General features: G+C 65.8%; 26 protein-coding genes. 22 read left to right on the forward strand and 4 right to left on the reverse strand.

Going from position 1 to position 21,383, the window contains the following annotated elements:
* From LWC34_RS23230 to LWC34_RS23250, 4 genes are read right to left on the reverse strand one after another with little or no spacing between them, the layout of a single operon-like run.
* The gene (locus tag LWC34_RS23230; RefSeq protein WP_233727272.1) at positions 1–462 is read right to left on the reverse strand and encodes a hypothetical protein; all 462 of its coding nucleotides are present in this window, start codon (positions 460–462) and stop codon (positions 1–3) included.
* Entirely contained in the window at positions 462–6,938 is a 6,477-nt protein-coding gene (locus LWC34_RS57070; RefSeq protein WP_284051639.1) for a DUF8616 domain-containing protein, read from the reverse strand. The genes LWC34_RS23230 and LWC34_RS57070 overlap by 1 nt, the downstream gene beginning before the upstream one ends.
* Positions 6,939–6,942: 4 nt before the next feature.
* The gene (locus LWC34_RS23245; protein WP_233727274.1) at positions 6,943–7,260 is read right to left on the reverse strand and encodes a WXG100 family type VII secretion target; all 318 of its coding nucleotides are present in this window, start codon (positions 7,258–7,260) and stop codon (positions 6,943–6,945) included.
* 14 nt (positions 7,261–7,274) lie between these two features.
* Entirely contained in the window at positions 7,275–7,781 is a 507-nt protein-coding gene (locus LWC34_RS23250; protein WP_233727275.1) for a YbaB/EbfC family nucleoid-associated protein, read from the reverse strand.
* Positions 7,782–8,218: 437 nt separating this feature from the next.
* On the opposite strand from LWC34_RS23250, the gene rpsL reads away from it, so the two are divergent.
* The 22 genes from rpsL (at position 8,219) to rplR (ending at position 21,355) form a co-directional block, all read left to right on the forward strand.
* Positions 8,219–8,593, forward strand: a complete 375-nt coding sequence (rpsL, locus tag LWC34_RS23255) for a 30S ribosomal protein S12 (protein ID WP_025361387.1) — start codon at positions 8,219–8,221, stop codon at positions 8,591–8,593.
* Position 8,594: 1 nt separating this feature from the next.
* On the forward strand, positions 8,595–9,065 hold the full coding sequence (rpsG, locus tag LWC34_RS23260) for a 30S ribosomal protein S7 (RefSeq protein ID WP_054295772.1): 471 nt from the start codon (positions 8,595–8,597) through the stop codon (positions 9,063–9,065).
* A gap of 45 nt (positions 9,066–9,110) precedes the next feature.
* Positions 9,111–11,210 (forward strand): elongation factor G, encoded by a 2,100-nt coding sequence (gene fusA, locus LWC34_RS23265; protein WP_233727276.1) that lies wholly within the window; start codon positions 9,111–9,113, stop codon positions 11,208–11,210.
* 141 nt (positions 11,211–11,351) lie between these two features.
* Complete coding sequence (gene tuf / locus LWC34_RS23270) at positions 11,352–12,545, forward strand: elongation factor Tu (RefSeq protein WP_233727277.1); 1,194 nt, start codon at positions 11,352–11,354, stop codon at positions 12,543–12,545.
* 412 nt (positions 12,546–12,957) lie between these two features.
* On the forward strand, positions 12,958–13,263 hold the full coding sequence (gene rpsJ / locus LWC34_RS23275) for a 30S ribosomal protein S10 (RefSeq protein WP_003938093.1): 306 nt from the start codon (positions 12,958–12,960) through the stop codon (positions 13,261–13,263).
* A gap of 39 nt (positions 13,264–13,302) precedes the next feature.
* The gene (gene rplC, locus LWC34_RS23280; protein ID WP_233727278.1) at positions 13,303–13,953 is read left to right on the forward strand and encodes a 50S ribosomal protein L3; all 651 of its coding nucleotides are present in this window, start codon (positions 13,303–13,305) and stop codon (positions 13,951–13,953) included.
* 1 nt (position 13,954) lies between these two features.
* Positions 13,955–14,638, forward strand: a complete 684-nt coding sequence (gene rplD / locus LWC34_RS23285) for a 50S ribosomal protein L4 (protein ID WP_233727279.1) — start codon at positions 13,955–13,957, stop codon at positions 14,636–14,638.
* A complete protein-coding gene (gene rplW / locus LWC34_RS23290; RefSeq protein ID WP_308200128.1) occupies positions 14,635–14,934 on the forward strand; it encodes a 50S ribosomal protein L23 in 300 nt (99 codons plus the stop codon). The genes rplD and rplW overlap by 4 nt, the downstream gene beginning before the upstream one ends.
* Positions 14,935–14,955: 21 nt before the next feature.
* A complete protein-coding gene (gene rplB / locus LWC34_RS23295; protein WP_233727280.1) occupies positions 14,956–15,789 on the forward strand; it encodes a 50S ribosomal protein L2 in 834 nt (277 codons plus the stop codon).
* An 18-nt stretch (positions 15,790–15,807) separates the two neighbouring features.
* A complete protein-coding gene (gene rpsS / locus LWC34_RS23300; RefSeq protein WP_033384221.1) occupies positions 15,808–16,089 on the forward strand; it encodes a 30S ribosomal protein S19 in 282 nt (93 codons plus the stop codon).
* Between the two features lie 41 nt (positions 16,090–16,130).
* The gene (rplV, locus tag LWC34_RS23305; RefSeq protein ID WP_233727281.1) at positions 16,131–16,568 is read left to right on the forward strand and encodes a 50S ribosomal protein L22; all 438 of its coding nucleotides are present in this window, start codon (positions 16,131–16,133) and stop codon (positions 16,566–16,568) included.
* Positions 16,568–17,395, forward strand: a complete 828-nt coding sequence (rpsC, locus tag LWC34_RS23310; RefSeq protein WP_233727282.1) for a 30S ribosomal protein S3 — start codon at positions 16,568–16,570, stop codon at positions 17,393–17,395. The genes rplV and rpsC overlap by 1 nt, the downstream gene beginning before the upstream one ends.
* A gap of 3 nt (positions 17,396–17,398) precedes the next feature.
* Positions 17,399–17,818, forward strand: coding sequence for a 50S ribosomal protein L16 (gene rplP, locus LWC34_RS23315; protein ID WP_033384217.1), 420 nt, complete (start codon positions 17,399–17,401; stop codon positions 17,816–17,818).
* Positions 17,818–18,066: a 50S ribosomal protein L29 gene (rpmC, locus tag LWC34_RS23320; protein WP_233727283.1), complete on the forward strand. Its 249-nt coding sequence runs from the start codon at positions 17,818–17,820 to the stop codon at positions 18,064–18,066. The genes rplP and rpmC overlap by 1 nt, the downstream gene beginning before the upstream one ends.
* The gene (gene rpsQ / locus LWC34_RS23325) at positions 18,063–18,344 is read left to right on the forward strand and encodes a 30S ribosomal protein S17 (RefSeq protein ID WP_233727284.1); all 282 of its coding nucleotides are present in this window, start codon (positions 18,063–18,065) and stop codon (positions 18,342–18,344) included. Before rpmC ends, rpsQ begins: the two co-directional genes overlap by 4 nt.
* A gap of 121 nt (positions 18,345–18,465) precedes the next feature.
* Positions 18,466–18,834 (forward strand): 50S ribosomal protein L14, encoded by a 369-nt coding sequence (gene rplN / locus LWC34_RS23330; protein WP_033384214.1) that lies wholly within the window; start codon positions 18,466–18,468, stop codon positions 18,832–18,834.
* A 2-nt stretch (positions 18,835–18,836) separates the two neighbouring features.
* On the forward strand, positions 18,837–19,154 hold the full coding sequence (gene rplX / locus LWC34_RS23335; protein WP_233727285.1) for a 50S ribosomal protein L24: 318 nt from the start codon (positions 18,837–18,839) through the stop codon (positions 19,152–19,154).
* A 2-nt stretch (positions 19,155–19,156) separates the two neighbouring features.
* Positions 19,157–19,720, forward strand: coding sequence for a 50S ribosomal protein L5 (rplE, locus tag LWC34_RS23340; protein ID WP_233727286.1), 564 nt, complete (start codon positions 19,157–19,159; stop codon positions 19,718–19,720).
* Between the two features lie 3 nt (positions 19,721–19,723).
* On the forward strand, positions 19,724–19,909 hold the full coding sequence (locus tag LWC34_RS23345) for a type Z 30S ribosomal protein S14 (protein ID WP_033384211.1): 186 nt from the start codon (positions 19,724–19,726) through the stop codon (positions 19,907–19,909).
* 83 nt (positions 19,910–19,992) lie between these two features.
* A complete protein-coding gene (gene rpsH, locus LWC34_RS23350; protein ID WP_233727287.1) occupies positions 19,993–20,391 on the forward strand; it encodes a 30S ribosomal protein S8 in 399 nt (132 codons plus the stop codon).
* Positions 20,392–20,412: 21 nt separating this feature from the next.
* Positions 20,413–20,952 carry a 50S ribosomal protein L6 gene (gene rplF, locus LWC34_RS23355; protein ID WP_233727288.1) on the forward strand — a complete coding sequence of 180 codons (540 nt, stop codon included), beginning with the start codon at positions 20,413–20,415 and terminating at the stop codon, positions 20,950–20,952.
* Position 20,953: 1 nt separating this feature from the next.
* Positions 20,954–21,355, forward strand: coding sequence for a 50S ribosomal protein L18 (gene rplR, locus LWC34_RS23360; RefSeq protein WP_233727289.1), 402 nt, complete (start codon positions 20,954–20,956; stop codon positions 21,353–21,355).
* Positions 21,356–21,383: the final 28 nt, after the last annotated feature.

Here is a 21,383-nt window from a genome sequence, read left to right on the forward strand (position 1 = left end):
CTACGCCTCCCCGCCGCTTGGGCTACTCGATTCGATGGCCTTGGAGGTGTAGGTGTTGGCACCCGGTTCGCCTGCCCGGCGACGGGCGAACTCCTCGTCCCACATCTTGAAGGTCCGCTTGAATATCCCGTCGATCAGTGCGATCTCGTCCGGCGTTATCCGCCTGCCCTCGGCGCGGGCCTGTGCGTAAATGCCGTCGACCACTTCGTACAAAGCGAAGATCGGCCCATCGCCGCTGAGGAAATGCTTGCGGGCTTCTTCGGTCTCCCGGATGAACTCTTCTTCGTCGAGGGAGAAGATCTCTTGTGTCGTGGCGAACATGATCTGGGTGATGTACTTGGTGTCCGGCTCGAAGTCGCCAGTCGTCAGGTTCAACGCCAAGCCCTTCGGCCCGCCGAGGGTGCGCAGCATTTTGTAGGTGCGTGCGTACACGAGGAAGTACTCGTACTGCTCGTCCGCCATCACAGAACCTCGTTCAGTGCGTTCCAGAACAGCACCCGCAGCCTCATGTTGACCGCTGCCATGAGTGCCCGCTCATGCGTTGTCATATCGCGTTCCTCGGCCTTCGCGACCGCTTCGAAGTCTCGTGTCACCTCATAGAGCGAGTGCTCCCATGAGCTGACGTCATCAAGGGCGGCGAGGTGCAGGCGGAATTCGGCGATGTGGTCGTTCGGCGCCATCCGGACGCTCATCTGCAGATCGCGGTATCCGCTGGCCTGTGGCTTGTCGAACCGGTCCTTGAACTTGACGATCTCTAGTCTGTTGTCCGACCGGATCACGTCCATTGCGCGGTAGATGTTCTCGATGCTGTCGAAGGTGATCTTGGCGCCGACGAGGTCGGTCAGCAGCGACGCGTCACCGGCGTAGTCACCAAGGATCTTCGCCCGCGAACGGTGAATGTCCTTGGGCCCTGGACGGAAACCAGGTTCGCCATCGAGCTGCTGGGCGAGGTCCTTGACGATCTTGTTGAGCTCCGGCTGTGCCTTGGCGGCGTCCTTGTACCGGGCATCCAGGTACTCGTCGAGCGGAGTGTCGCCCATCGGTAGCTGGTAGGTCTCTGCCTTTTTGAAGACCCGGGTCGCGTCCTTGGCCGCAGCGGACACCTGCTGTTGCTCGGCAGTGAGCGGTGTCGGCGTGGCGGCGCCTGCTTGGACGTATGCCCGCTCAACCTGTTCCGCGCCGCGGCTGTGCACCTCGTCAACGGCGTCGGTGAGGATCGGGATCGCGTCGGGGTGCGACAGCAGCGACGAGATCGTCCTCGGGTTGCTGAGCAAGGACTTCTCGAGGTAGTCCGCCTTCTGCATCGCTTCAACGAGTTCGGGATGCTGCGGCAGGCGTTGTTTGACGAAGTCGCGGATGTCCTGCTCGACCCCGTCGACCTTGACCTTGTGCTCAGGGCCGACTGCTTGGTCCAGTGCCTCCGAGACGTTGGGGCGGTCGAGGTACTCCCGGACGTCGTCGCCGGTGAGCCGAGGTGTCGTGTCGTCTATGCCTCGGGGCGCCGCGCTTGTCGGGGCCTTCTCCGGAACGTCGTTGCCCCAATCAGGCGTGTGACCTGGTGGGTACGGATTGTTCTCGGAGATGTGGACCATGCCGTCCGGCGTGAACCGCGCCCACTGGCCGTTCGGCGGCCACTTCGACCTCGGGAAGCCACTCGCCGCGGTGTCGGCGGCGTCGACTTCGGCCGAGTACATGTTGCCGTGGTCGTCGATCCACGTGTCCCGGCGAGACGCGACGGTCTCGACGCCGAAGTGCCGTGCCACTTGCGCCGCGACACCATCGGCAGCCATGCCCATCCTGCAGCCGGTGAACAGGAGCGGCGTCCTGCGGTCCCACGTGCCAGGTGGCAGGGCCTCGATGATGTTGATGACGTCCTCGGCGGACAACGGCCTGCCGCCGGACCGCACGAAGCCGTCCTTGGCGTGTGTGTCCACCACGAAATGGCCGGGGAACCGCTCGACCGTGCGTGCGGTGTACCGCTGTTTGTCCTCGGACTCGTCGAACAGCGAGATACCCGCCTGCGTGTGCCGGATGTTCTCGGCGACATGCGGAAGGCGCTCGTCATCCGGGAACCTTCTGAGATCGACCGGCACGTCCTTTGGCGGTATCCGGTCTGCGGGCCGCGCGAGGATCTCGTCGAGCAACTTCTGCGCGGAAGGCGCGTCGTCGGGCCGATTGGTGAAGTCCTGCGCGGGTGTCCGCTGCTCGGGCGCCCGGGTTTCCTGACGCAGCGGCTGAGTCGTTGGTGCTTCTTCGAGGTGCGGCCGGTGCAACGGCGTCGTCGTTTGGGCACGGTCGTGGGTCGACTGCGCCGGTGGCTGCTGGATGGGTCGATGAGCCTGCGGTGGCTGCTGGGTATGTGGTTGTTGACCCGGCTGTTGTTGGGTGTGTGGCCGTTGTTGGGCTTGGTTCGGCTGGCCCGTCTGTTGTTGACCGGCTAGTTGCTGGGCTTGGTGTGGTCGCTGGCCCGCCCGTTGCGGAGCTTGCGTTGGTTGTTGCCCCGGCTGTTGCGGAGCTTGCCCCGGTTGTTGGCCGTGCTGCTGTGCGGGACGCTGCGACGGGTGCTGGCCTTGCTGCGGGTGCTGTGGCGGTACTGGCTGCCGCCCGTACTGTGGATGTTGCTGCTGTGGAACCTGCGGGTGCTGCTGCCGTTGTTGTGGCGGCTGGTTGTAGATGTTCTGGTGCTGGCGAGGCCCCTGCGCGGACTGCATGGGAATCTGCTGGCGGCCGGGGGCGTAGCCGCCCTGCTGCTGTGGCGGGGCCATCGGGCGCTGCGGCGGTGGCGGCGGAGGAATTTCCCTGAGCTGGATGTAATGCTTGCCGGTATTGGGGTCGAAGCCAGTGCCGACGACTTTGAACTGGGTGCCGGACGGGAAAAGCACCTCGCGCTCGTTCGGCCGATGCGAGATCGGTGCGATGTCGCGGCCGGTGAGCGAGTGAATCCTCAGCTCGACTTTGCCGGGGAACTTGCTGGCCCCCTCTTGGGAGGTGCTCAGGAACCCGCGCTCGGTGATGACCGCGCCCATCGGGTACTGGCTCGCGCGAAGCGCGGGGTGCTGTGTGTTGATCACACGGCTGACCAGGCCCTGATACGGCGGAAGGTGGTTCAGCGCGGAGTTGACCGTGCGGATGTATCCGTCGTAGTGCCGCAACGTCTGGATGTCGTTGGTGCGCAAGGCATTGTTGACGGTATCGAACGTGTGATGGGCCGTGTGCCCGCGAAGGGCGATCAGCTGATCCCGCGGAACCACCTTGAACTGCTGGTGCTGCGCGACGATCCCGTCGATCTTCTCGGCGTCCTGCTCCCACATGCCGGGCGGGTAGGACTCCTTCATGTGCTGCACATCGAGCGGAGAAGCCCGGAACTGCGGCTTGTTCTCGAAGAACAGCGGAGTGCCCTCCGGCACAACGATCCTCGGCGGCCGTTTGTCCTCAAGCTGGGAACTGGCACTGGAATCGTCGCCGTCGTGCTGGCGAGTCCCAGCCATCCGATCCGTCAAGGACGGACGAGACGTCGTCGGCCCATTCGCGCTACCGGGCGCTTCGCCGCGCCGGTACGCGTAATCAGGCCCTTTACTGCCGACAGCACGCCAATCCGGAACGTGTCCCGGCGGCGACGAAGTCTTGTGCGGAGTGTTGGTGCCGTCCGACTTGAAGGTCGCCCATTCGCCGTTCGGCGGCCAACCCGGACGCATGTCCCTTGGGCCCATGTGCGAACTGCTCGCGAACAGATTGCCGCGGTCGTCGATCCACGCGTCCCGGTTGGGAGCGGTCACCTCACCGCCGAGTTCGCGGGAAAGCTGGGCCGCGAACCCATCGGGCTTCGACCCGGTCTGACAGCCGACAAGCAGAATCGGCTGCTTACCGTCCCATCCCGAAGCCCGAATGATGTCAGCGGTGTCCTTGGCGGACAGGTCACGTTCCCCGGCAAGAGCCTTGTCCGAAGTGCCGTGCACGTCGACGACGAAGTGCGTCGGATGCTTCGGAAGCCGTTGCGCGGACTGCTGATGTGACGGGAACGCCGACCCGTGGCGTTCGATGACAATGCCGGACTGGGTGGGCGTGATGTGCTGCTTGAGATCCTTGAGGTGATCCGGCAGGGCGGCCGGTTTACGTTGCGGCGCAGCAGGTCCATCATCACTGGCCCGAACCGGAGTCTCCAGATTCCCGGAGAACCGATGCGGCCCAGAGGCAGGCTGATGCCGTTGCACGGGAGGTACGGAGTCCGCGGGGCCACTGTGGTGGGGCGTCGGGCTGGAGGTGTGGTGTCCTGTGCCTGCCGGTTGCTGCGTGGGGCCAGAGGTATGCGGTGCCGGGCTTGGCGAGTGCGGTGCCGGACCTTGGGCGTGTGACGGCTGGCCCGTGGGGGTTGGGCCATTTTGCTGGTACGGCATGCCCGGTTGGTGTGTCCCTTGTGGACTGCCCTGGGGGTTGGCTGGTCCTGATTGGACAGTCGGGTGCGGGGTCTGGGACGACCCAGGCGTTGTCCCGGTCGTGTTGGTGGTTGGGATGTGCTGGCTCGGATGCGGTGTGGGAGAGGGCTGTGGGCCGCGGTCGGGAGTGGGTGCGGCGGTATCGCGGACTGCGCCACCGGGCGTGGGGTTGCCGGAGGCTGTGTCTCGGACCGTGCCGCTGGGAGTGGGGCCTTGCTGTGGTGTGGCTGTCTCGCGGACGGTGCTGCCGGGTGTGGTGTCGCGGACAGGGCCACCGGGAGTGGAGCCCTGGTGTGGAGTGGGAGTTGGTGTGGCGATGTCGCGGACCGGGCCGCCTGGTGTCGAGGTCTGGTGCGGCGTTGGGCCTGAGGCTGGTGTTTCCCTCAGAGGGCCACTGGTGGCTGTCGCGCTGTCGCGGACGGTCCCGCCCTGCGCCGGGCTGCCGGATTGCTGGTTGGGTGCGGGACTGGCGGGTGTTGCGGTGTCGCGGACTGCTCCGCCTTGCGGGGAACCACCGGGTTGCGGGCCTGATGCTGGGCTGGGGGGTGTGGCTGGGCCTCGGTCGGACTGTTGGCCGATGGGTGTGTTGCCCAGCTTGTCGGTACCTGTTGCTGGACTGCTGGAGGGCTGGCCTGTCGTGGGGTTGCCGCCGGGCGTAGAGGGTGTGTGCGTGCCTCCACCGCCTGCGGTGCCTGCCATTGGTGCGGCCATCGGCATTGGTGCCGCTCCGACCGCGCCACTTGACTGGCCGGGTGCGGGGGTCGGTCCGCCGGGTGTTGGGCTGCCTGTGACCGGGGCCGCCGGGGGTGGGCCACCCGGAGTTGGGCCGCCGGGTGTTGGCGTACCTCCTGTGACTGGGCCTCCACCTTGCGTGGGGCCTGCTGAAGGTGCGCCGCCTGAGACCGCGCCGCCGCTACCTGCTGACCCGCCACCGGATGACACCGGGCCGCCGGAAGACCCGCCAGCGGATGAGCCGCCTCCTGACGAAACCGCGCCGCCGCCGCTGGCTGGCCCGCCGGACGCCACTGCACCGCCGCTTTGCCCGCCAGACGACACGGGGCCGCCACCAGGACCGCCGCCGGAAGACGCGCCGCCGGAAGACGCAGGACCGCCCGAAGGCCCCCCGGATGACACTGGGCTGCCCCAGGAAGATCCGCCTCCGGATGGGCCGCCGCCGCTCTGCCCGCCGGACGACACGGGGCCGCCGCCAGATGACACCGGGCTGGCACCACCCGACGAACCGCCTGAGCTGAACGCGGCAGGGCTCGCTGGCGGTGCCGCTGCCCGCGGTGCGCCACCAGATGGAGACCCCGAAGACCCTGAGGAGCTGGCAGAGCCCGAAGACCCGGACCCGCCGGAAAACGCTGCCGGGGCTGCTGGCGTCCCTTGTGGACCGGCGCCTGACTGGACAGCGCCACCGCTCGAACCGGCTTGAACCGGTGGAACCGCCGAACTCAGCCGCGACGAGCTGTCTTGAACGGACTCCGCGGACTGGACCGGCCGAGGCGCAGGCGAATCCCCCGACGCAGGTGGCGGGGCCAGTCCTGATTGGACGGTGCCGGTCTCCTCGGCGACCGGGGGCACGTCAAAGTCCGCCGGAACCCCAGCGACGTGCTGCTTCGCCCCGCTCAACCCGCCGCTGACCCCACCGGAGGTCGCACCCTGTGCCACGCTTTCCAGGCTGAAGTCCCCGGAGATGGCACCTTCCACCGCCGTTGCCGCGGCCCCGGTCACGCCTTCCTGCACGGCTTCCCTGGCGACGCTCTTGCCCAGTCCTTCGCCGAGGCCGTCGCCCATGACCTTGCCGACGCCTGCCGAAGCCGCTCCGCCGAGGACTCCGCTGATCGCGCCGGATTTCACCGCGTCCAGGGTCATTCCCGCGTCGAATTCCGAGCGGGTTCCTTTGGCCATCTGGAAGAGCTGGATTCCCGCGTCCATCGCCACGTTGGCCGCGACCTCGGTCGCCACCGAGAACATCATCTTTTTCAGCAGGCTCTTGCCGACCTGCTCCCCGAGGCGCTGCACCAGGTTTCGGAAGATCGTCACGATCACCTGGCGCGTGGCCATTTGCGCTGGAATCACCCCGGCCAGCGAGCCGCCGAAGGTCGCGAACGCTGCCGCTGTCAGTGCGATGATCTGGATCAACAACGCTGCCAGTGCCGCCCAGATCGACAGCTTCGCGTACTCGATCTGCATCCCACAGTTACGGCAGGCTTTCGCCAGCGACTCCGAGCCTTCTTTCAGCTTCTCGAACGCCGCTTCGTCGCCGCCGACAAATTTCTTCCAGTATTCATCGAACTGCTCCGCGGCTTCGCCTTCCATGCTGCCGCGGGCTTCTTTGACCGCACTGTCCGCCGCTTTCATCGCCGCGTCGATGTCTCGCGCCGCCGCCTCCCAGACTTCGGCGAGGCGGATCATCGCGTCTTCGTTGCCTTTCGGCCACTCTCCGCCGAGCACCCATGGCGCGATGTCCTTGACGAACTCCGGTGGGTCCATGATCGCCATAGGTTCAGACCTGCGTGTTGTTGAAGGTCCGCGCGCTGCCCGTGTCCGTGCTCTGGTGGGCGTCCGCCTGTGCTTTGAGGTTCTTGGCGATCTGGGTCAACGCCGCGGCCACGTCACCGACCGCTTTGCTGATCGCGTCCGCCGCCGGTACGTAGTCCTTGGCGAAGTTCTGCCCTGACTCGTCGTCTCCCCACGGCTGGCCTTCCGCCTGCAGCTTCGACTTCAGGTCACCAGCGTCCTTGGTGAAGTCCGTGCCAACACCGTCGAGTCGCGTCGCACCCCCGCGCACTCCGTCGGGGTTGATCTTCAACTCGCTGCTCATCGCCAATGACCCCCTCAGTCCCGGCGGAACATCTGCTGGTTGTCGTAGTAGTCGTCGTCCGCTACCGGCTCTGACGGGCGAGCGGGCTGATCCGTTTCATCCTCTTCCGGCTGCTCGATCCGGAACAGGTCACGCAACGACGGCGCCCCGGGCACCAGGTCCGGCAGGTCGATCAGGTCCTCGTCCGGGGTGAACTGGCTCGCTTCGCGGTGCAGTTCGGTTCGCACGCCTGCCGCCGCCTTGCGGATCACACGTGTGATCTCGGCCGCGAGCTGCTCGGGCGTGCGCTCGTAGGCGCGCGATGTCAGCGTCAGCTCCGTCAGGTTGCCGGTCATGTCCACTCTTGCATTGATCACGCCGTCGGCCGACTCCGACGACCCGGTCAGCGCGGTCATTCTGGCCTGCGCTTCTTTCAGGTCCTCGGTCTTGCGGCGTACCTCTTCCATCATCTTGTCGACTTGGCGTCGCAGGTCCGCGTTGCGCTCCGCCAGACGGTCGGCGTCGAAATCCGGTTCGGACAAGGCCCGCGCCCCTCGGCTCCAATCGGTGACAGCTGACTTGCGGAATGTACCCGGCTGTGTAGACGACAGTGAGCCCTTCGGCGTAACCGATACTTCGGACCTGGGAATAACCCGGTGTCCAGCTGCTGTTAACCACCACAGCTGGTCTGTCCGACCCCCGTTTTGCCCGTGCGGAACGGGCCAGGTATCTTTGCTAATCGTGCCTGACTGATGTCGGGCCGCTCCGTGTGCCTGTCGTCCGTGCGAACGACGACGCGAACCGGCACGGAGACTCCCAAACCCCGTTGGGATGCCGCGGTTGTTCGATGTGGCGCTGTCCCGCACGGGCCGTTGAGGAAGGGCGACACGCCCGACCTCGGGTTACGGCGGGGCCAGGGGGAATACAGCAGAACCACGGACAACCGCCATGAAGAAGCAGTCGTAGAGAAAGCCGGTCCATGCCCACGATCCAGCAGCTGGTCCGTAAGGGCCGCCAGGACAAGGTCGCCAAGACCAAGACCGCGGCGCTCAAGGGGAGCCCGCAGCGGCGCGGTGTGTGCACGCGTGTGTACACCACCACGCCCAAGAAGCCGAACTCGGCGCTGCGCAAGGTCGCCCGTGTCAAGTTGACCAGCGGCATCGAGGTCACCGCCTACATCCCTGGTGAGGGCCACAACCTCCAGGAGCACTCGATGGTGCTCGTGCGTGGTGGCCGTGTGAAGGACCTCCCGGGTGTTCGTTACAAGATCATCCGCGGCTCGCTGGACACGCAGGGCGTGAAGAACCGCAAGCAGGCTCGCAGCCGCTACGGCGCGAAGAAGGAGAAGAGCTGAGATGCCCCGCAAGGGACCGGCCCCGAAGCGGCCGCTGATCTCCGACCCGGTCTACAGCTCCCCGCTGGTCACCCAGTTGATCAACAAGGTGCTGAAGGACGGCAAGCGTTCCGTGGCCGAGAAGATCGTCTACGGCGCGCTTGAGGGTGCCCGCGAGAAGACGAGCACCGACCCGGTCGTGACGCTCAAGCGCGCGCTGGACAACGTCAAGCCGGCCATCGAGGTCAAGCCTCGCCGTGTCGGTGGCGCCACCTACCAGGTGCCGATCGAGGTCAAGCCCGGCCGCAGCACCACGCTGGCCCTGCGCTGGCTGGTCAGCTACTCCCGCAGCCGTCGTGAGAAGACGATGGTCGAGCGCCTCATGAACGAGCTGCTCGACGCGAGCAATGGCCTTGGGGCGAGCGTCAAGCGCCGCGAGGACACGCACAAGATGGCTGAGTCCAACAAGGCCTTCGCCCACTACCGCTGGTGATCTAGCCACCAGTCCGACAGCTCTGCAAGACAGGGGAAGATTCTCGTGGCACTCGACGTGCTCACCGACCTGGCCAAGGTCCGCAACATCGGGATCATGGCTCACATCGACGCGGGTAAAACCACGACGACCGAGCGGATCCTGTTCTACACCGGGATCAACTACAAGATCGGCGAAGTGCACGACGGCGCCGCGACGATGGACTGGATGGAGCAGGAGCAGGAGCGCGGCATCACGATCACGTCCGCCGCGACGACCACTTACTGGGCCGACCACCAGATCAACATCATCGACACGCCCGGTCACGTGGACTTCACCGTGGAGGTGGAGCGTTCGCTCCGCGTCCTTGACGGTGCTGTCGCCGTGTTCGACGGCAAAGAGGGTGTTGAGCCCCAGTCCGAGCAGGTCTGGCGGCAGGCCACCAAGTACGACGTCCCGCGTATCTGCTTCGTCAACAAGATGGACAAGCTCGGCGCGGACTTCTACTTCACCGTGCGCACCATCTCGGAGCGGCTCGGCGCCAAGCCGCTGCCGATCCAGCTTCCGATCGGTGCCGAGAACGACTTCATCGGTGTCATCGACCTGATTCACATGCGCGCGCTCACCTGGCGCGGCGAGGTGAAGAAGGGTGAGGACTACGCGATCGAGGAGATCCCAGCCGATCTGCTCGACAAGGCCAACGAGTACCGCGAGGCGCTCATCGAGGCCGTCGCGGAGACCGACGACAACCTGATGGAGAAGTACCTCGGCGGCGAGGAGCTCACGGTCGAGGAGATCAAGGCGGCCATCCGCAAGATCACCATCGAGCGGTCCGCCTATCCGGTGCTCTGTGGCTCTGCGTTCAAGAACAAGGGCGTCCAGCCGATGCTTGACGCGGTCATCGACTACCTGCCGTCCCCGCTGGACGTGCCGGCAGTCGCGGGCACGCTGGTCGACGGCGAGACCGCCGCTACCCGTAAGCCCTCGACCGACGAGCCGTTCTCGGCGCTGGCGTTCAAGATCGCCGTGCACCCGTTCTTCGGCAAGCTGACCTACATCCGGGTCTACTCGGGCCAGGTCAACTCCGGCGCGCAGGTGATCAACTCCACCAAGGAGCGCAAGGAGCGCATCGGGAAGCTCTTCCAGATGCACTCGAACAAGGAGAACCCGGTCACCGAGGCCATCGCGGGCCACATCTACGCCGCGATCGGCCTGAAGGACACCACGACCGGTGACACCCTGTGCGACCCGCAGCAGCCGATCATCCTCGAGTCGATGACGTTCCCCGACCCGGTCATCCAGGTCGCCATCGAGCCGAAGACCAAGGCTGACCAGGAGAAGCTGGGCACCGCGATCCAGAAGCTGGCCGAGGAGGACCCAACCTTCAAGGTCAAGCAGGACGAGGAGACCGGCCAGACGATCATCGCCGGCATGGGCGAGCTGCACCTCGACGTGCTGGTCGACCGGATGCGCCGCGAGTTCAAGGTCGAGGCGAACATCGGTAAGCCGCAGGTGGCCTACCGCGAGACCATCCGCAAGACGGTCGAGAAGCTGGACTACACCCACAAGAAGCAGACGGGTGGATCCGGCCAGTTCGCCAAGGTCGTCGTCAAGCTGGAGCCGCTGGCCACCACCGACGGCGCGCTGTACGAGTTCGAGAACAAGGTCACTGGTGGCCGCGTTCCGCGTGAGTACATCCCGTCGGTCGACCAGGGTGCGCAGGACGCCATGCAGTACGGCGTGCTCGCCGGCTACCCGCTGGTCGGCCTGAAGCTGACCCTGCTCGACGGTGCCTACCACGAGGTCGACTCGTCGGAAATGGCGTTCAAGATCGCCGGTTCGATGGTGCTCAAGGAGGCCGCGAAGCAGGCCAGCCCGGTGCTGCTCGAGCCGTTGATGGCGGTCGAGGTGACCACCCCTGAGGACTACATGGGTGACGTCATCGGTGACCTGAACTCCCGCCGTGGCCAGATCCAGGCCATGGAGGAGCGCAGTGGCACGCGTGTCGTCAAGGCACTCGTTCCGCTGTCCGAGATGTTCGGCTACGTCGGCGACCTGCGGTCGCGGACCCAGGGCCGGGCGAACTACTCGATGCAGTTCGACTCCTACGCCGAGGTTCCCACGAACGTGGCGAAGGAGATCATCGCAAAGGCGACGGGGGAATAACCCCTCACCGGAGCACCACACAACGTGTGGGCTCTCCGGGGTTCCCCCGGGGTCCGCACAACCGACCCTGATGACCCGGCGGGGCGAAGTGAATCTATTCTTCGCCCTTTCGGATAAGAACAAGTCCAGGAGGACAATCCAGTGGCGAAGGCGAAGTTCGAGCGGACCAAGCCGCACGTCAACATCGGTACCGTCGGTCACATCGACCACGGAAAGACGACGCTTACCGCGGCCATTTCCAAGGTTCTGCACGACAAGTACCCGGAGTTGAACCCCTTCACGCCGTTCGACGAGATCGACAAGGCGCCGGAGGAGAAGCAGCGCGGTATCACCATCTCGATCGCTCACATCGAGTACCAGACCGAGAAGCGGCACTACGCGCACGTCGACTGCCCGGGTCACGCTGACTACATCAAGAACATGATCACCGGTGCCGCCCAGATGGACGGCGCGATCCTGGTGGTCGCCGCGACCGACGGCCCGATGCCGCAGACCAAGGAGCACGTGCTCCTTGCCCGCCAGGTCGGCGTGCCGTACATCGTTGTCGCCCTGAACAAGGCCGACATGGTGGACGACGAGGAGATCCTCGAGCTCGTCGAGCTCGAGGTCCGCGAGCTGCTGACCGAGTACGAGTTCCCGGGCGACGACCTCCCCGTGGTCCGCGTCTCGGCGCTGAAGGCGCTCGAGGGCGACGCCGAGTGGGGCGCCAAGCTGCTCGAGCTGCTTGACGCGGTCGACGAGAACATCCCGGAGCCGGTCCGCGAGACCGACCGTCCGTTCCTGATGCCGATCGAGGACGTCTTCACGATCACCGGTCGTGGCACGGTCGTCACCGGTCGTATCGAGCGCGGTGTCGTCAACGTCAACGAGGAGGTCGAGATCCTCGGCATCCGCGAGAAGGCGACCAAGACCACGGTCACCGGCGTTGAGATGTTCCGCAAGCTGCTCGACCAGGGCCAGGCCGGCGACAACGTGGGTCTGCTGGTTCGTGGTGTCAAGCGTGAGGACGTCGAGCGCGGCATGGTCGTTGCCAAGCCGGGCACCTCGACCCCGCACACCGAGTTCGAGGCGCAGGTCTACATCCTGTCCAAGGACGAGGGTGGCCGCCACACGCCGTTCTTCCAGAACTACCGCCCGCAGTTCTACTTCCGTACGACCGACGTGACCGGCGTCGTGACCCTCCCCGAGGGCACCGAGATGGTCATGCCGGGCGACGACACGAAGATGACCGTCCAGCTGATCCAGCCGATCGTGATGGACGAGGGCATGCGGTTCACCATCCGTGAGGGTGGCCGGACCGTCGGCGCCGGTACCCTGACCAAGATCATCAAGTGATTTTGGTCGGCTAAGCCGACCCCGATTTGGACGCCATATTTCGGTATGGCATCCTGTATAGGTTGCTCGTCGTGGGGCGGCCGGTTCTCGCAAGGAACCCGGCCGCCTCCGCGCGAGGGCTGTAGTGCGAAAGCCCGTCATGCGGGAACTGCGCACGGCGGCCGTCAGTGAGACAAATAAGGGTTATGCCGGAAATTCTGTTGAGCTTCCGGCCGCCCGTCCCACATACGTCAGGTTCTCCCCGCGAGATCCATACGACTGTGGGACCGGTCTGTGAGTCAGGCGCGACACGCCCGACCTCGTGGACCGGGAACCATGACTTGTGAACAGGGGAGCGGAGCCTCCACTGCCGGCGAAATCGCTGGTAAAGAGCTCTGACAAGGGACATCACGGAAGGAACGGCAAAGCCACCATGGCGGGACAGAAGATCCGCATCCGGCTCAAGGCCTACGACCACGAGGCGATCGACGCCTCAGCGCGCAAGATCGTCGAGACCGTGACGCGTACCGGCGCTCGGGTCGTTGGGCCAGTGCCGCTGCCGACCGAGAAGAACGTCTACTGCGTCATCCGCTCGCCGCACAAGTACAAGGACTCGCGCGAGCACTTCGAGATGCGTACGCACAAGCGTCTGATCGACATCCTCGACCCGACGCCGAAGACGGTCGACGCGCTGATGCGCATCGACCTGCCGGCCAGCGTCGACGTCAACATCCAGTAAGCGCCTGCGCGCGAGAAACGCAGCGGAGAGAACGAGACCATGTCTGACAGGCAAGTGAAGGGCATTCTGGGCACCAAGCTCGGTATGACCCAGGTCTTCGACGAGTCGAACCGGGTCGTCCCGGTGACCGTCGTGCAGGCCGGGCCGAACGTGGTGACCCAGGTACGCACCCAGGACAACGACGGCTACACCGCGGTGCAGCTGGCCTTCGGGGCCATCGACCCGCGCAAGGTGAACAAGCCGCGGGCCGGGCACTTCACCAAGGCCGGCGTGACCCCTCGGCGAGTGCTCGCCGAGCTGCGCACCACTGATGCGGACTCATACGAGGTCGGCCAGGAGATCACCGCCGAGGTGTTCGAGGCCGGCACCGTCATCGACGTCACCGGCACCAGCAAGGGCAAGGGCACCGCGGGTGTCATGAAGCGCCACGGCTTCAAGGGTCTGAGCGCCTCGCACGGTACCCAGCGCAAGCACCGCTCCCCGGGTTCGATCGGCGGCTGCGCCACCCCGGGCCGCGTGTTCAAGGGCCTGCGGATGGCAGGCCGTATGGGTCACGAGAAGGTGACCACCCAGAACCTGACCGTGCACCGGGTCGACGCCGAGTCGGGCCTCATCCTGATCAAGGGTGCGGTTCCCGGCCCCAAGGGCGGCCTCGTGTTCCTCAAGAGCGCCGCGAAGGGTGGTGCGTGAAATGACCAGCGTTGACGTTCGCACCCCGGACGGCAAGACCGACGGCTCCGTTGAGCTGCCCGCGGGCATCTTCGACGTGCAGGCGAACATCCCGCTGATGCACCAGGTTGTCGTCGCCCAGGAAGCCGCAGCGCGGCAGGGCACGCACGACACCAAGACTCGCGGCGAGGTTCGCGGTGGCGGCAAGAAGCCGTACCGCCAGAAGGGCACCGGCCGGGCCCGCCAGGGTTCGACCCGCGCCCCGCAGTTCGTCGGCGGTGGCGTCGTGCACGGCCCGACGCCTCGGGACTACACCCAGCGGACCCCCAAGAAGATGAAGGCTGCCGCTCTGCGTGGCGCTCTTTCTGACCGGGTTCGCGCGGAGCAGTTGCACGTCGTGTCCTCTTTGGTCACCGGCGACGCACCGTCCACCAAGGACGCCCGCAAGGTCATCGGCGAGCTCACCAGTGCGCGCAATGTTCTCGTTGTGCTCACCCGTGCGGACGAGCTGAACCTGCTGTCGGTGCGCAACCTGCCGAACGTGCACGTGTTGTGGCCGGACCAGTTGAACACCCGCGACGTGCTGTTCGCCGACGACGTGGTGTTCACCAAGGACGCGTACGAAGCCTTCGTCGCCGGCCCGATCTCGGGTCGCTCGGCCACGGCGACCGCTCGCTCCGGTGAAGTTGAGGAGGAGTCGAAGTGATTCCCGACCCCCGCGACATCCTGCGCGCGCCGGTCATCTCCGAGAAGAGCTACAGCCTTCTCGAGGAGAACAAGTACACGTTCCTGGTCCACCCGGAGGCCAACAAGACCGCTATCAAGATCGCGGTCGAGAAGGTCTTCGGCGTCAAGGTGATCAGCGTGAACACGTTGAACCGGCAGGGCAAGCGCAAGCGCACCCGGACCGGCTTCGGCAAGCGCAAGGACACCAAGCGCGCCATTGTCACGCTTTCCGCTGACTCGAAGCCGATCGAGATCTTCGGCGGCCCGGCCGCCTAAGGGAACGAGGAACTCGCAGAGATGGGCATCCGCAAGTACAAGCCGACGACGCCGGGCCGTCGCGGCTCCAGTGTTTCGGACTTCGCCGAGATCACCCGTGATCACCCGGAGAAGTCGCTGGTCCGGCCGCTGAACAAGAAGGGCGGCCGCAACGCGCACGGCAAGATCACCACCCGGCACAAGGGTGGCGGTCACAAGCGTGCGTACCGGCTGATCGACTTCCGTCGCAACGACAAGGACGGCATCCCGGCCAAGGTCGCGCACATCGAGTACGACCCCAACCGGACCGCGCGTATCGCGCTGCTGCACTACGCCGACGGCGAGAAGCGCTACATCATCGCGCCGGAGAAGCTGCGCCAGGGCGACCCGATCGAGAACGGCCCCAAGGCCGACATCAAGCCGGGCAACAACCTGCCGCTGCGCAACATCCCGGTCGGCACCGTGGTGCACGCGATCGAGCTGCGGCCAGGTGGCGGCGCCAAGATCGCCCGTTCCGCAGGCGCCAGCGTTCAGCTGGTCGCTCGCGAGGGCTCGCTGGCACAGCTGCGGATGCCTTCGGGCGAAATCCGCAACGTCGACGTCCGCTGCCGCGCGACCGTCGGTGCCGTCGGCAACGCCGAGCAGTCGAACATCAACTGGGGCAAGGCCGGTCGTATGCGGTGGAAGGGCAAGCGCCCGACCGTCCGTGGTGTGGCCATGAACCCGGTCGACCACCCGCACGGTGGTGGTGAAGGCAAGACCTCCGGTGGTCGCCACCCGGTGAACCCGGCAGGTAAGCCAGAAGGCCGGACCCGTCGCCGCAAGGCGAGCGACCGGATGATCGTCCGTCGTCGCAAGACCGGTAAGAAGCGCTGAGCAGGAAGGGAGTGAACCATGCCACGTAGCCTCAAAAAGGGCCCGTTCGTTGACGACCACCTGCTCAAGAAGGTCGACGCGCTGAACGAGTCCGGCAAGAAGACGGTGATCAAGACCTGGTCTCGCCGGTCAACGATCATTCCGGACATGCTGGGACACACGATCGCGGTGCACGACGGCCGCAAGCACGTCCCGGTGTTCGTCTCGGAGGCCATGGTCGGGCACAAGCTGGGCGAATTCGCCCCGACCCGCACCTTCAAGGGCCACATCAAGGACGACCGGAAGTCCCGCCGCCGCTGAGCGGCGCGCCTAGAACACGAACCAGCAAGGGGTAAGCAGCGATGAACGCCCGTGACGAAGCCGCGGTGGAGGAACTTCCTACCGCCGTGGCTCGGGCTCGCTACGTGCGGACCACGCCGATGAAGGCGCGCCGCATCGTCGAGCTCATCAAGGGACGTAACGCCAGCGAGGCCCTGGCCGTGCTCCAGTTCGCGCCGCAGGCCGCAAGCGGTCCGGTCGCGAAGGTGCTCGCCAGTGCCATGGCAAACGCCGAGAACAACCAGAGCCTCGACCCGGAGACCCTCTGGGTGAGCAAGGCGTATGTGGACGAGGGCCCGACCCTCAAGCGGTTCCGCCCTCGGGCGCAGGGCCGTGCGTACCGCATCCGCAAGCGCACCAGCCACATCACGGTCGAGGTCGTTTCGCGTCCGAAGCCGGAGGCTGCTCGCAAGCCCGGCCGCAAGGCCGCGAAGACCAGTGAGAAGGGAAGTGCCAGCTAGTGGGTCAGAAGATCAACCCGCACGGCTTCCGCCTGGGTATCACCACTGACTGGAAGTCCCGCTGGTACGCGGACAAGCAGTACGCGGAGTACGTGGCGGAAGACGTCAAGATCCGGAAGCTGCTGTCCAAGGGCATGGAGCGCGCCGGTATCTCCAAGGTGGAGATCGAGCGGACCCGTGACCGCGTCCGGGTGGACATCCACACCGCGCGTCCGGGCATCGTGATCGGCCGCCGTGGAGCCGAGGCCGACCGTATCCGGGGTGAGCTGGAGAAGCTCACCCGCAAGCAGGTCCAGCTGAACATCCTCGAGGTCAAGAACCCCGAGTCGGACGCTCAGCTGGTCGCGCAGGCTGTCGCCGAGCAGCTGTCCAACCGTGTGGCCTTCCGCCGCGCGATGCGTAAGGCCATTCAGTCGGCCATGCGCTCGCCGCAGGTCAAGGGCATCCGGGTGCAGTGTGGTGGCCGTCTCGGCGGTGCCGAGATGTCCCGCTCGGAGCACTACCGCGAGGGTCGCGTCCCGCTGCACACGCTGCGCGCGGACATCGACTACGGCTTCTTCGAGGCCCGTACCACCTTCGGCCGTATCGGCGTGAAGGTCTGGATCTACAAGGGCGAGGTCGTCGGCGGTCGCCGCCAGCACGACGCCGCTCAGCAAGCCACGCAGGAGCGCGCTCCGCGTCGCGACCGTCCGAACCGGGCTCGCCGGTCCGGTGCCGCTGGCACCACCGCGACGAGCACCGAGGCCGGGCGTGCGGCAGCCGAGGCAGCGCAGGCGCCGTCCGAAGCCCCCGCGGCTCCGGAGGCCAAGGCAAACGGGGAGGGCTGAGCAGTGCTCATCCCACGCAAGGTCAAGCACCGCAAGCAGCACTCGCCGAAGCGCAGTGGTGCCGCCAAGGGTGGCACCAAGGTCAACTTCGGTGAGTACGGCATCCAGGCGCTCGAGCCTTCGTACGTGACCAACAGGCAGATCGAGTCCGCCCGTATCGCCATCAACCGGCACATCCGCCGTGGTGGCAAGGTCTGGATCCCGATCTTCCCTGACCGTCCGCTGACCAAGAAGCCCGCCGAGACCCGCATGGGTTCCGGTAAGGGGTCGCCCGAGTACTGGGTGGTCAACGTCAAGCCGGGTCGCGTGCTGTTCGAGATGAGCTTCCCGAACGAGGCCGTGGCGCGTGAGGCACTGCGCCGTGCGATCCACAAGCTGCCGATGAAGTGCCGCATCGTGACTCGTGAAGGTGGTGACTTCTGATGGCTGCTGGAGTGACCGCGACCGAGATGCGCGAGCTGACCGAGGAGGAGCTGGTGCTCCGCCTGCGCGAGGCCAAGGAGGAGCTGTTCAACCTCCGGTTCCAGATGGCCACCGGCCAGCTGGACAACAACCGCCGGCTGCGTACGGTCCGGCGGGACATCGCCAAGATCTACACAGTGATGCGGGAGCGCGAACTGGGCTTGTCGGCTTCCCCTGACGAGACAGTTACGAACGAAGGTGCCGCATGACCGAGCCAACCGTGAACGAGACTGAGGCCCGCGGTCGCCGCAAGGTCCGTGAGGGCTACGTCGTGTCCGACAAGATGGACAAGACCGTGGTCGTCCGCCTCGAGCAGAGCAAGAAGCACCCGCGGTACGCCAAGGTCATGCGCACCAACACCAAGGTGACCGCGCACGACGAGGAGAACACCGCCGGTGTCGGCGACCGTGTTCTGCTCATGGAGACCCGGCCGCTGTCGGCCACCAAGCGGTGGCGGCTGGTCGAGATCCTCGAGAAGGCCAAGTAACACAAGCATTAGCTCCTGCGGTTGGGGGCGGGCGATCCCCCGAAGGGGGGTCGGAAAATAAACAGTGACCGCGCGTGTCAGGTCGGAAATCTGCCACGCCACAACGGGTCAGGGAGAGACAGTGATTCAGCAGGAGTCGCGGCTGCGCGTCGCCGACAACACCGGTGCCAAGGAGATCCTTTGCATCCGTGTTCTCGGCGGTTCGGGTCGGCGCTACGCGGGCATCGGCGACATCATCGTCGCCACCGTGAAGGACGCCATCCCGGGTGCCGGCGTGAAAAAGGGTGACGTCGTCAAGGCCGTCATCGTGCGCACCGCCAAGGAGCGCCGCCGTCCGGACGGTTCCTACATCCGGTTCGACGAGAACGCCGCGGTGCTCATCAAGAACGACACCGAGCCGCGTGGCACCCGCATCTTCGGCCCGGTCGGCCGCGAGCTGCGGGACAAGAAGTTCATGAAGATCATTTCGTTGGCGCCGGAGGTGCTCTAGTCATGAAGGTGAAGAAAGGCGACACGGTCGTCGTCATCGCCGGCAAGGACAAGGGTGCCAAGGGCAAGGTCATCCAGGCCTACCCGAAGGACAACAAGGTCCTTGTCGAGGGCGTCAACCGGATCAAGAAGCACACCAAGATCACTCAGACCCAGCGTGGCGCGCAGTCCGGCGGGATCGTGACCCAGGAGGCACCGATCCACGTCTCCAACGTCATGGTCGTCGCCGACGGCAAGGCCGTCCGCGTCGGGTACGAGGTCAACGACGAGGGCCGCAAGGTTCGCGTGGCCCGCGGCAAGGGCAACGGGAAGGAGATCTGATCATGACTACCACTGAGAAGACCATCCCGCGGCTCAAGGCGCGGTACCGCTCGGAGATCGCCCCGGCTCTGCACAAGGACTTCTCCTACGAGAACGTCATGCAGATCCCCGGTGTCGTGAAGATCGTCGTGAACATGGGTGTCGGTGACGCCGCCCGTGACGGCAAGCTGATCGAGGGCGCGGTCCGCGACCTGGCCACCATCACCGGCCAGCGTCCGGAGGTTCGCAAGGCCCGCAAGTCCATCGCGCAGTTCAAGCTGCGTGAGGGCATGCCGATCGGTGCCCGCTGCACGCTGCGTGGCGACCGGATGTGGGAGTTCCTCGACCGTCTTCTGACGATCGCCCTCCCGCGTATCCGTGACTTCCGCGGTCTGTCGCCGAAGCAGTTCGACGGCAACGGCAACTACACGTTCGGTCTCAACGAGCAGTCGATGTTCCACGAGATCGACCCGGACGCGATCGACCGCCAGCGCGGCATGGACATCACGATCGTGACCACCGCCATCAACGACGACGAGGGCCGGGCGCTGCTCAAGCGCTTGGGCTTCCCGTTCCGGGAGAACTGATCCATGGCCAAGAAGGCGTTGATCCACAAGGCCGCGCAGAAGCCGAAGTTCAAGGTTCGCGGCTACACCCGCTGCCAGCGCTGCGGTCGTCCGCACTCGGTGTTCCGCAAGTTCGGCCTGTGCCGAATCTGCCTGCGCGAGATGGCGCACCGCGGCGAGCTGCCCGGCGTGAGCAAGTCCAGCTGGTAAAGGCGAACCCGCCTCTACCTCCCATTTCGCCGTAGGCCCCTTGTCAAGAGGGGAACCCCGGCGAGAAAGGTTGACAGGTCACCATGACGATGACCGACCCGATCGCAGACTTCTTGACCCGTCTGCGCAACGCGAACTCGGCGTACCACGACGAGGTCGTCCTGCCGCACTCGAAGATCAAGGCGAACATCGCCGAGATCCTCAAGCGTGAGGGCTACATCGCGAGTTACCGCGCTGAGCAGGGTGAGAAGTGCAAGAACCTGGTCGTGGAGCTGAAGTACGGCCCCAACCGTGAGCGGAGCATCGCCGGCCTTCGCCGGATCTCCAAGCCGGGTCTGCGGGTGTACGCGAAGTCGACCAACCTTCCGAAGGTCCTCGGCGGCCTCGGCGTGGCGATCATCTCCACGTCGACCGGCCTCGTGACCGACCGGCAGGCCAACAAGCAGGGTGTGGGCGGGGAAGTCCTCGCCTACGTCTGGTAACTGAAGGGGAGGAGAGAAGGCATGTCCCGCATCGGAAAGCTGCCGATCACCGTCCCCTCAGGGGTCGACGTCAAGATCGACGGTCAGACGGTCAACGTCAAGGGGCCCAAGGGCACTCTGACGCACACCATTGTCGAGCCGATCACCCTTGAGCGCGCCGAGGACGGCACGCTCGAGGTGAAGCGGCCCAACGACGAGCGGCAGAACCGGGCCCTGCACGGCCTGACCCGCACGCTCGTGAACAACCTCGTCGTCGGCGTCACCGCGGGCTACGAGAAGAAGCTGGAGATCCACGGCGTCGGTTACCGCGTCCAGCTCAAGGGTTCCGACCTGGAGTTCGCGCTCGGCTACAGCCACCCGATCAAGGTGGTCGCGCCGCAGGGGATCACTTTCACGGTCGAGACGCCCACGCGGTTCTCGGTCAGCGGGATCGACAAGCAGCTCGTCGGTGAGGTCTCGGCCAACATCCGCAAGCTGCGCAAGCCCGACCCCTACAAGGGCAAGGGCGTCCGCTACGCGGGCGAGAAGATCCGCCGCAAGGTCGGAAAGACGGGTAAGTGACATGAGCGAAGCGACAGTTACCAAGCGCAAGCCGGTCGGCAAGGACATCTCCACGCGCCGCCGTGTTGCCCGCACGCGTCGTCACTTCCGGCTCCGCAAGAAGATCAGCGGCACGCCGGCTCGTCCGCGCCTGGTCGTCAACCGGTCCTCGCGGCACATCGCCGTGCAGCTGATCGACGACCTTGCCGGGCTGACCATCGCGGCGGCGACCTCCTTCGAGGCCGACGTGCGTGCGCTGGACGGCGACAAGAAGGCCAAGGCCGCCAAGGTCGGCCAGCTGATCGCGGCCCGCGCCAAGGACAAGGGCGTCGACAAGGTCGTGTTCGACCGGGGTGGCTACGACTACCACGGCCGGATCGCGGCGCTCGCCGACGCGGCCCGTGAGGCGGGGCTGGAGTTCTGATGAACCAGACCCGAGGAATCGAGAACGG

The sequence above is a fragment of the Kibdelosporangium philippinense genome (assembly GCF_021390435.2).
GTDB classification, from domain to species: domain Bacteria; phylum Actinomycetota; class Actinomycetes; order Mycobacteriales; family Pseudonocardiaceae; genus Kibdelosporangium; species Kibdelosporangium philippinense.

Excerpts from the sequence above, each read along its gene's own strand:
- LWC34_RS23230 (WP_233727272.1), bottom strand. The coding sequence starts at position 462 with ATGGCGGACGAGCAGTACGAGTACTTCCTCGTGTACGCACGCACCTAC.
- LWC34_RS57070 (WP_284051639.1), bottom strand. The coding sequence starts at position 6,938 with ATGGCGATCATGGACCCACCGGAGTTCGTCAAGGACATCGCGCCATGG.
- LWC34_RS23245 (WP_233727274.1), bottom strand. The coding sequence starts at position 7,260 with ATGAGCAGCGAGTTGAAGATCAACCCCGACGGAGTGCGCGGGGGTGCG.
- rpsL (WP_025361387.1), top strand. The coding sequence starts at position 8,219 with ATGCCCACGATCCAGCAGCTGGTCCGTAAGGGCCGCCAGGACAAGGTC.
- rpsG (WP_054295772.1), top strand. The coding sequence starts at position 8,595 with ATGCCCCGCAAGGGACCGGCCCCGAAGCGGCCGCTGATCTCCGACCCG.
- rpsJ (WP_003938093.1), top strand. The coding sequence starts at position 12,958 with ATGGCGGGACAGAAGATCCGCATCCGGCTCAAGGCCTACGACCACGAG.
- rplC (WP_233727278.1), top strand. The coding sequence starts at position 13,303 with ATGTCTGACAGGCAAGTGAAGGGCATTCTGGGCACCAAGCTCGGTATG.
- rplD (WP_233727279.1), top strand. The coding sequence starts at position 13,955 with ATGACCAGCGTTGACGTTCGCACCCCGGACGGCAAGACCGACGGCTCC.
- rplB (WP_233727280.1), top strand. The coding sequence starts at position 14,956 with ATGGGCATCCGCAAGTACAAGCCGACGACGCCGGGCCGTCGCGGCTCC.
- rpsS (WP_033384221.1), top strand. The coding sequence starts at position 15,808 with ATGCCACGTAGCCTCAAAAAGGGCCCGTTCGTTGACGACCACCTGCTC.
- rplV (WP_233727281.1), top strand. The coding sequence starts at position 16,131 with ATGAACGCCCGTGACGAAGCCGCGGTGGAGGAACTTCCTACCGCCGTG.
- rpmC (WP_233727283.1), top strand. The coding sequence starts at position 17,818 with ATGGCTGCTGGAGTGACCGCGACCGAGATGCGCGAGCTGACCGAGGAG.
- rpsQ (WP_233727284.1), top strand. The coding sequence starts at position 18,063 with ATGACCGAGCCAACCGTGAACGAGACTGAGGCCCGCGGTCGCCGCAAG.
- rplX (WP_233727285.1), top strand. The coding sequence starts at position 18,837 with ATGAAGGTGAAGAAAGGCGACACGGTCGTCGTCATCGCCGGCAAGGAC.
- rplE (WP_233727286.1), top strand. The coding sequence starts at position 19,157 with ATGACTACCACTGAGAAGACCATCCCGCGGCTCAAGGCGCGGTACCGC.
- LWC34_RS23345 (WP_033384211.1), top strand. The coding sequence starts at position 19,724 with ATGGCCAAGAAGGCGTTGATCCACAAGGCCGCGCAGAAGCCGAAGTTC.
- rpsH (WP_233727287.1), top strand. The coding sequence starts at position 19,993 with ATGACGATGACCGACCCGATCGCAGACTTCTTGACCCGTCTGCGCAAC.
- rplF (WP_233727288.1), top strand. The coding sequence starts at position 20,413 with ATGTCCCGCATCGGAAAGCTGCCGATCACCGTCCCCTCAGGGGTCGAC.
- rplR (WP_233727289.1), top strand. The coding sequence starts at position 20,954 with ATGAGCGAAGCGACAGTTACCAAGCGCAAGCCGGTCGGCAAGGACATC.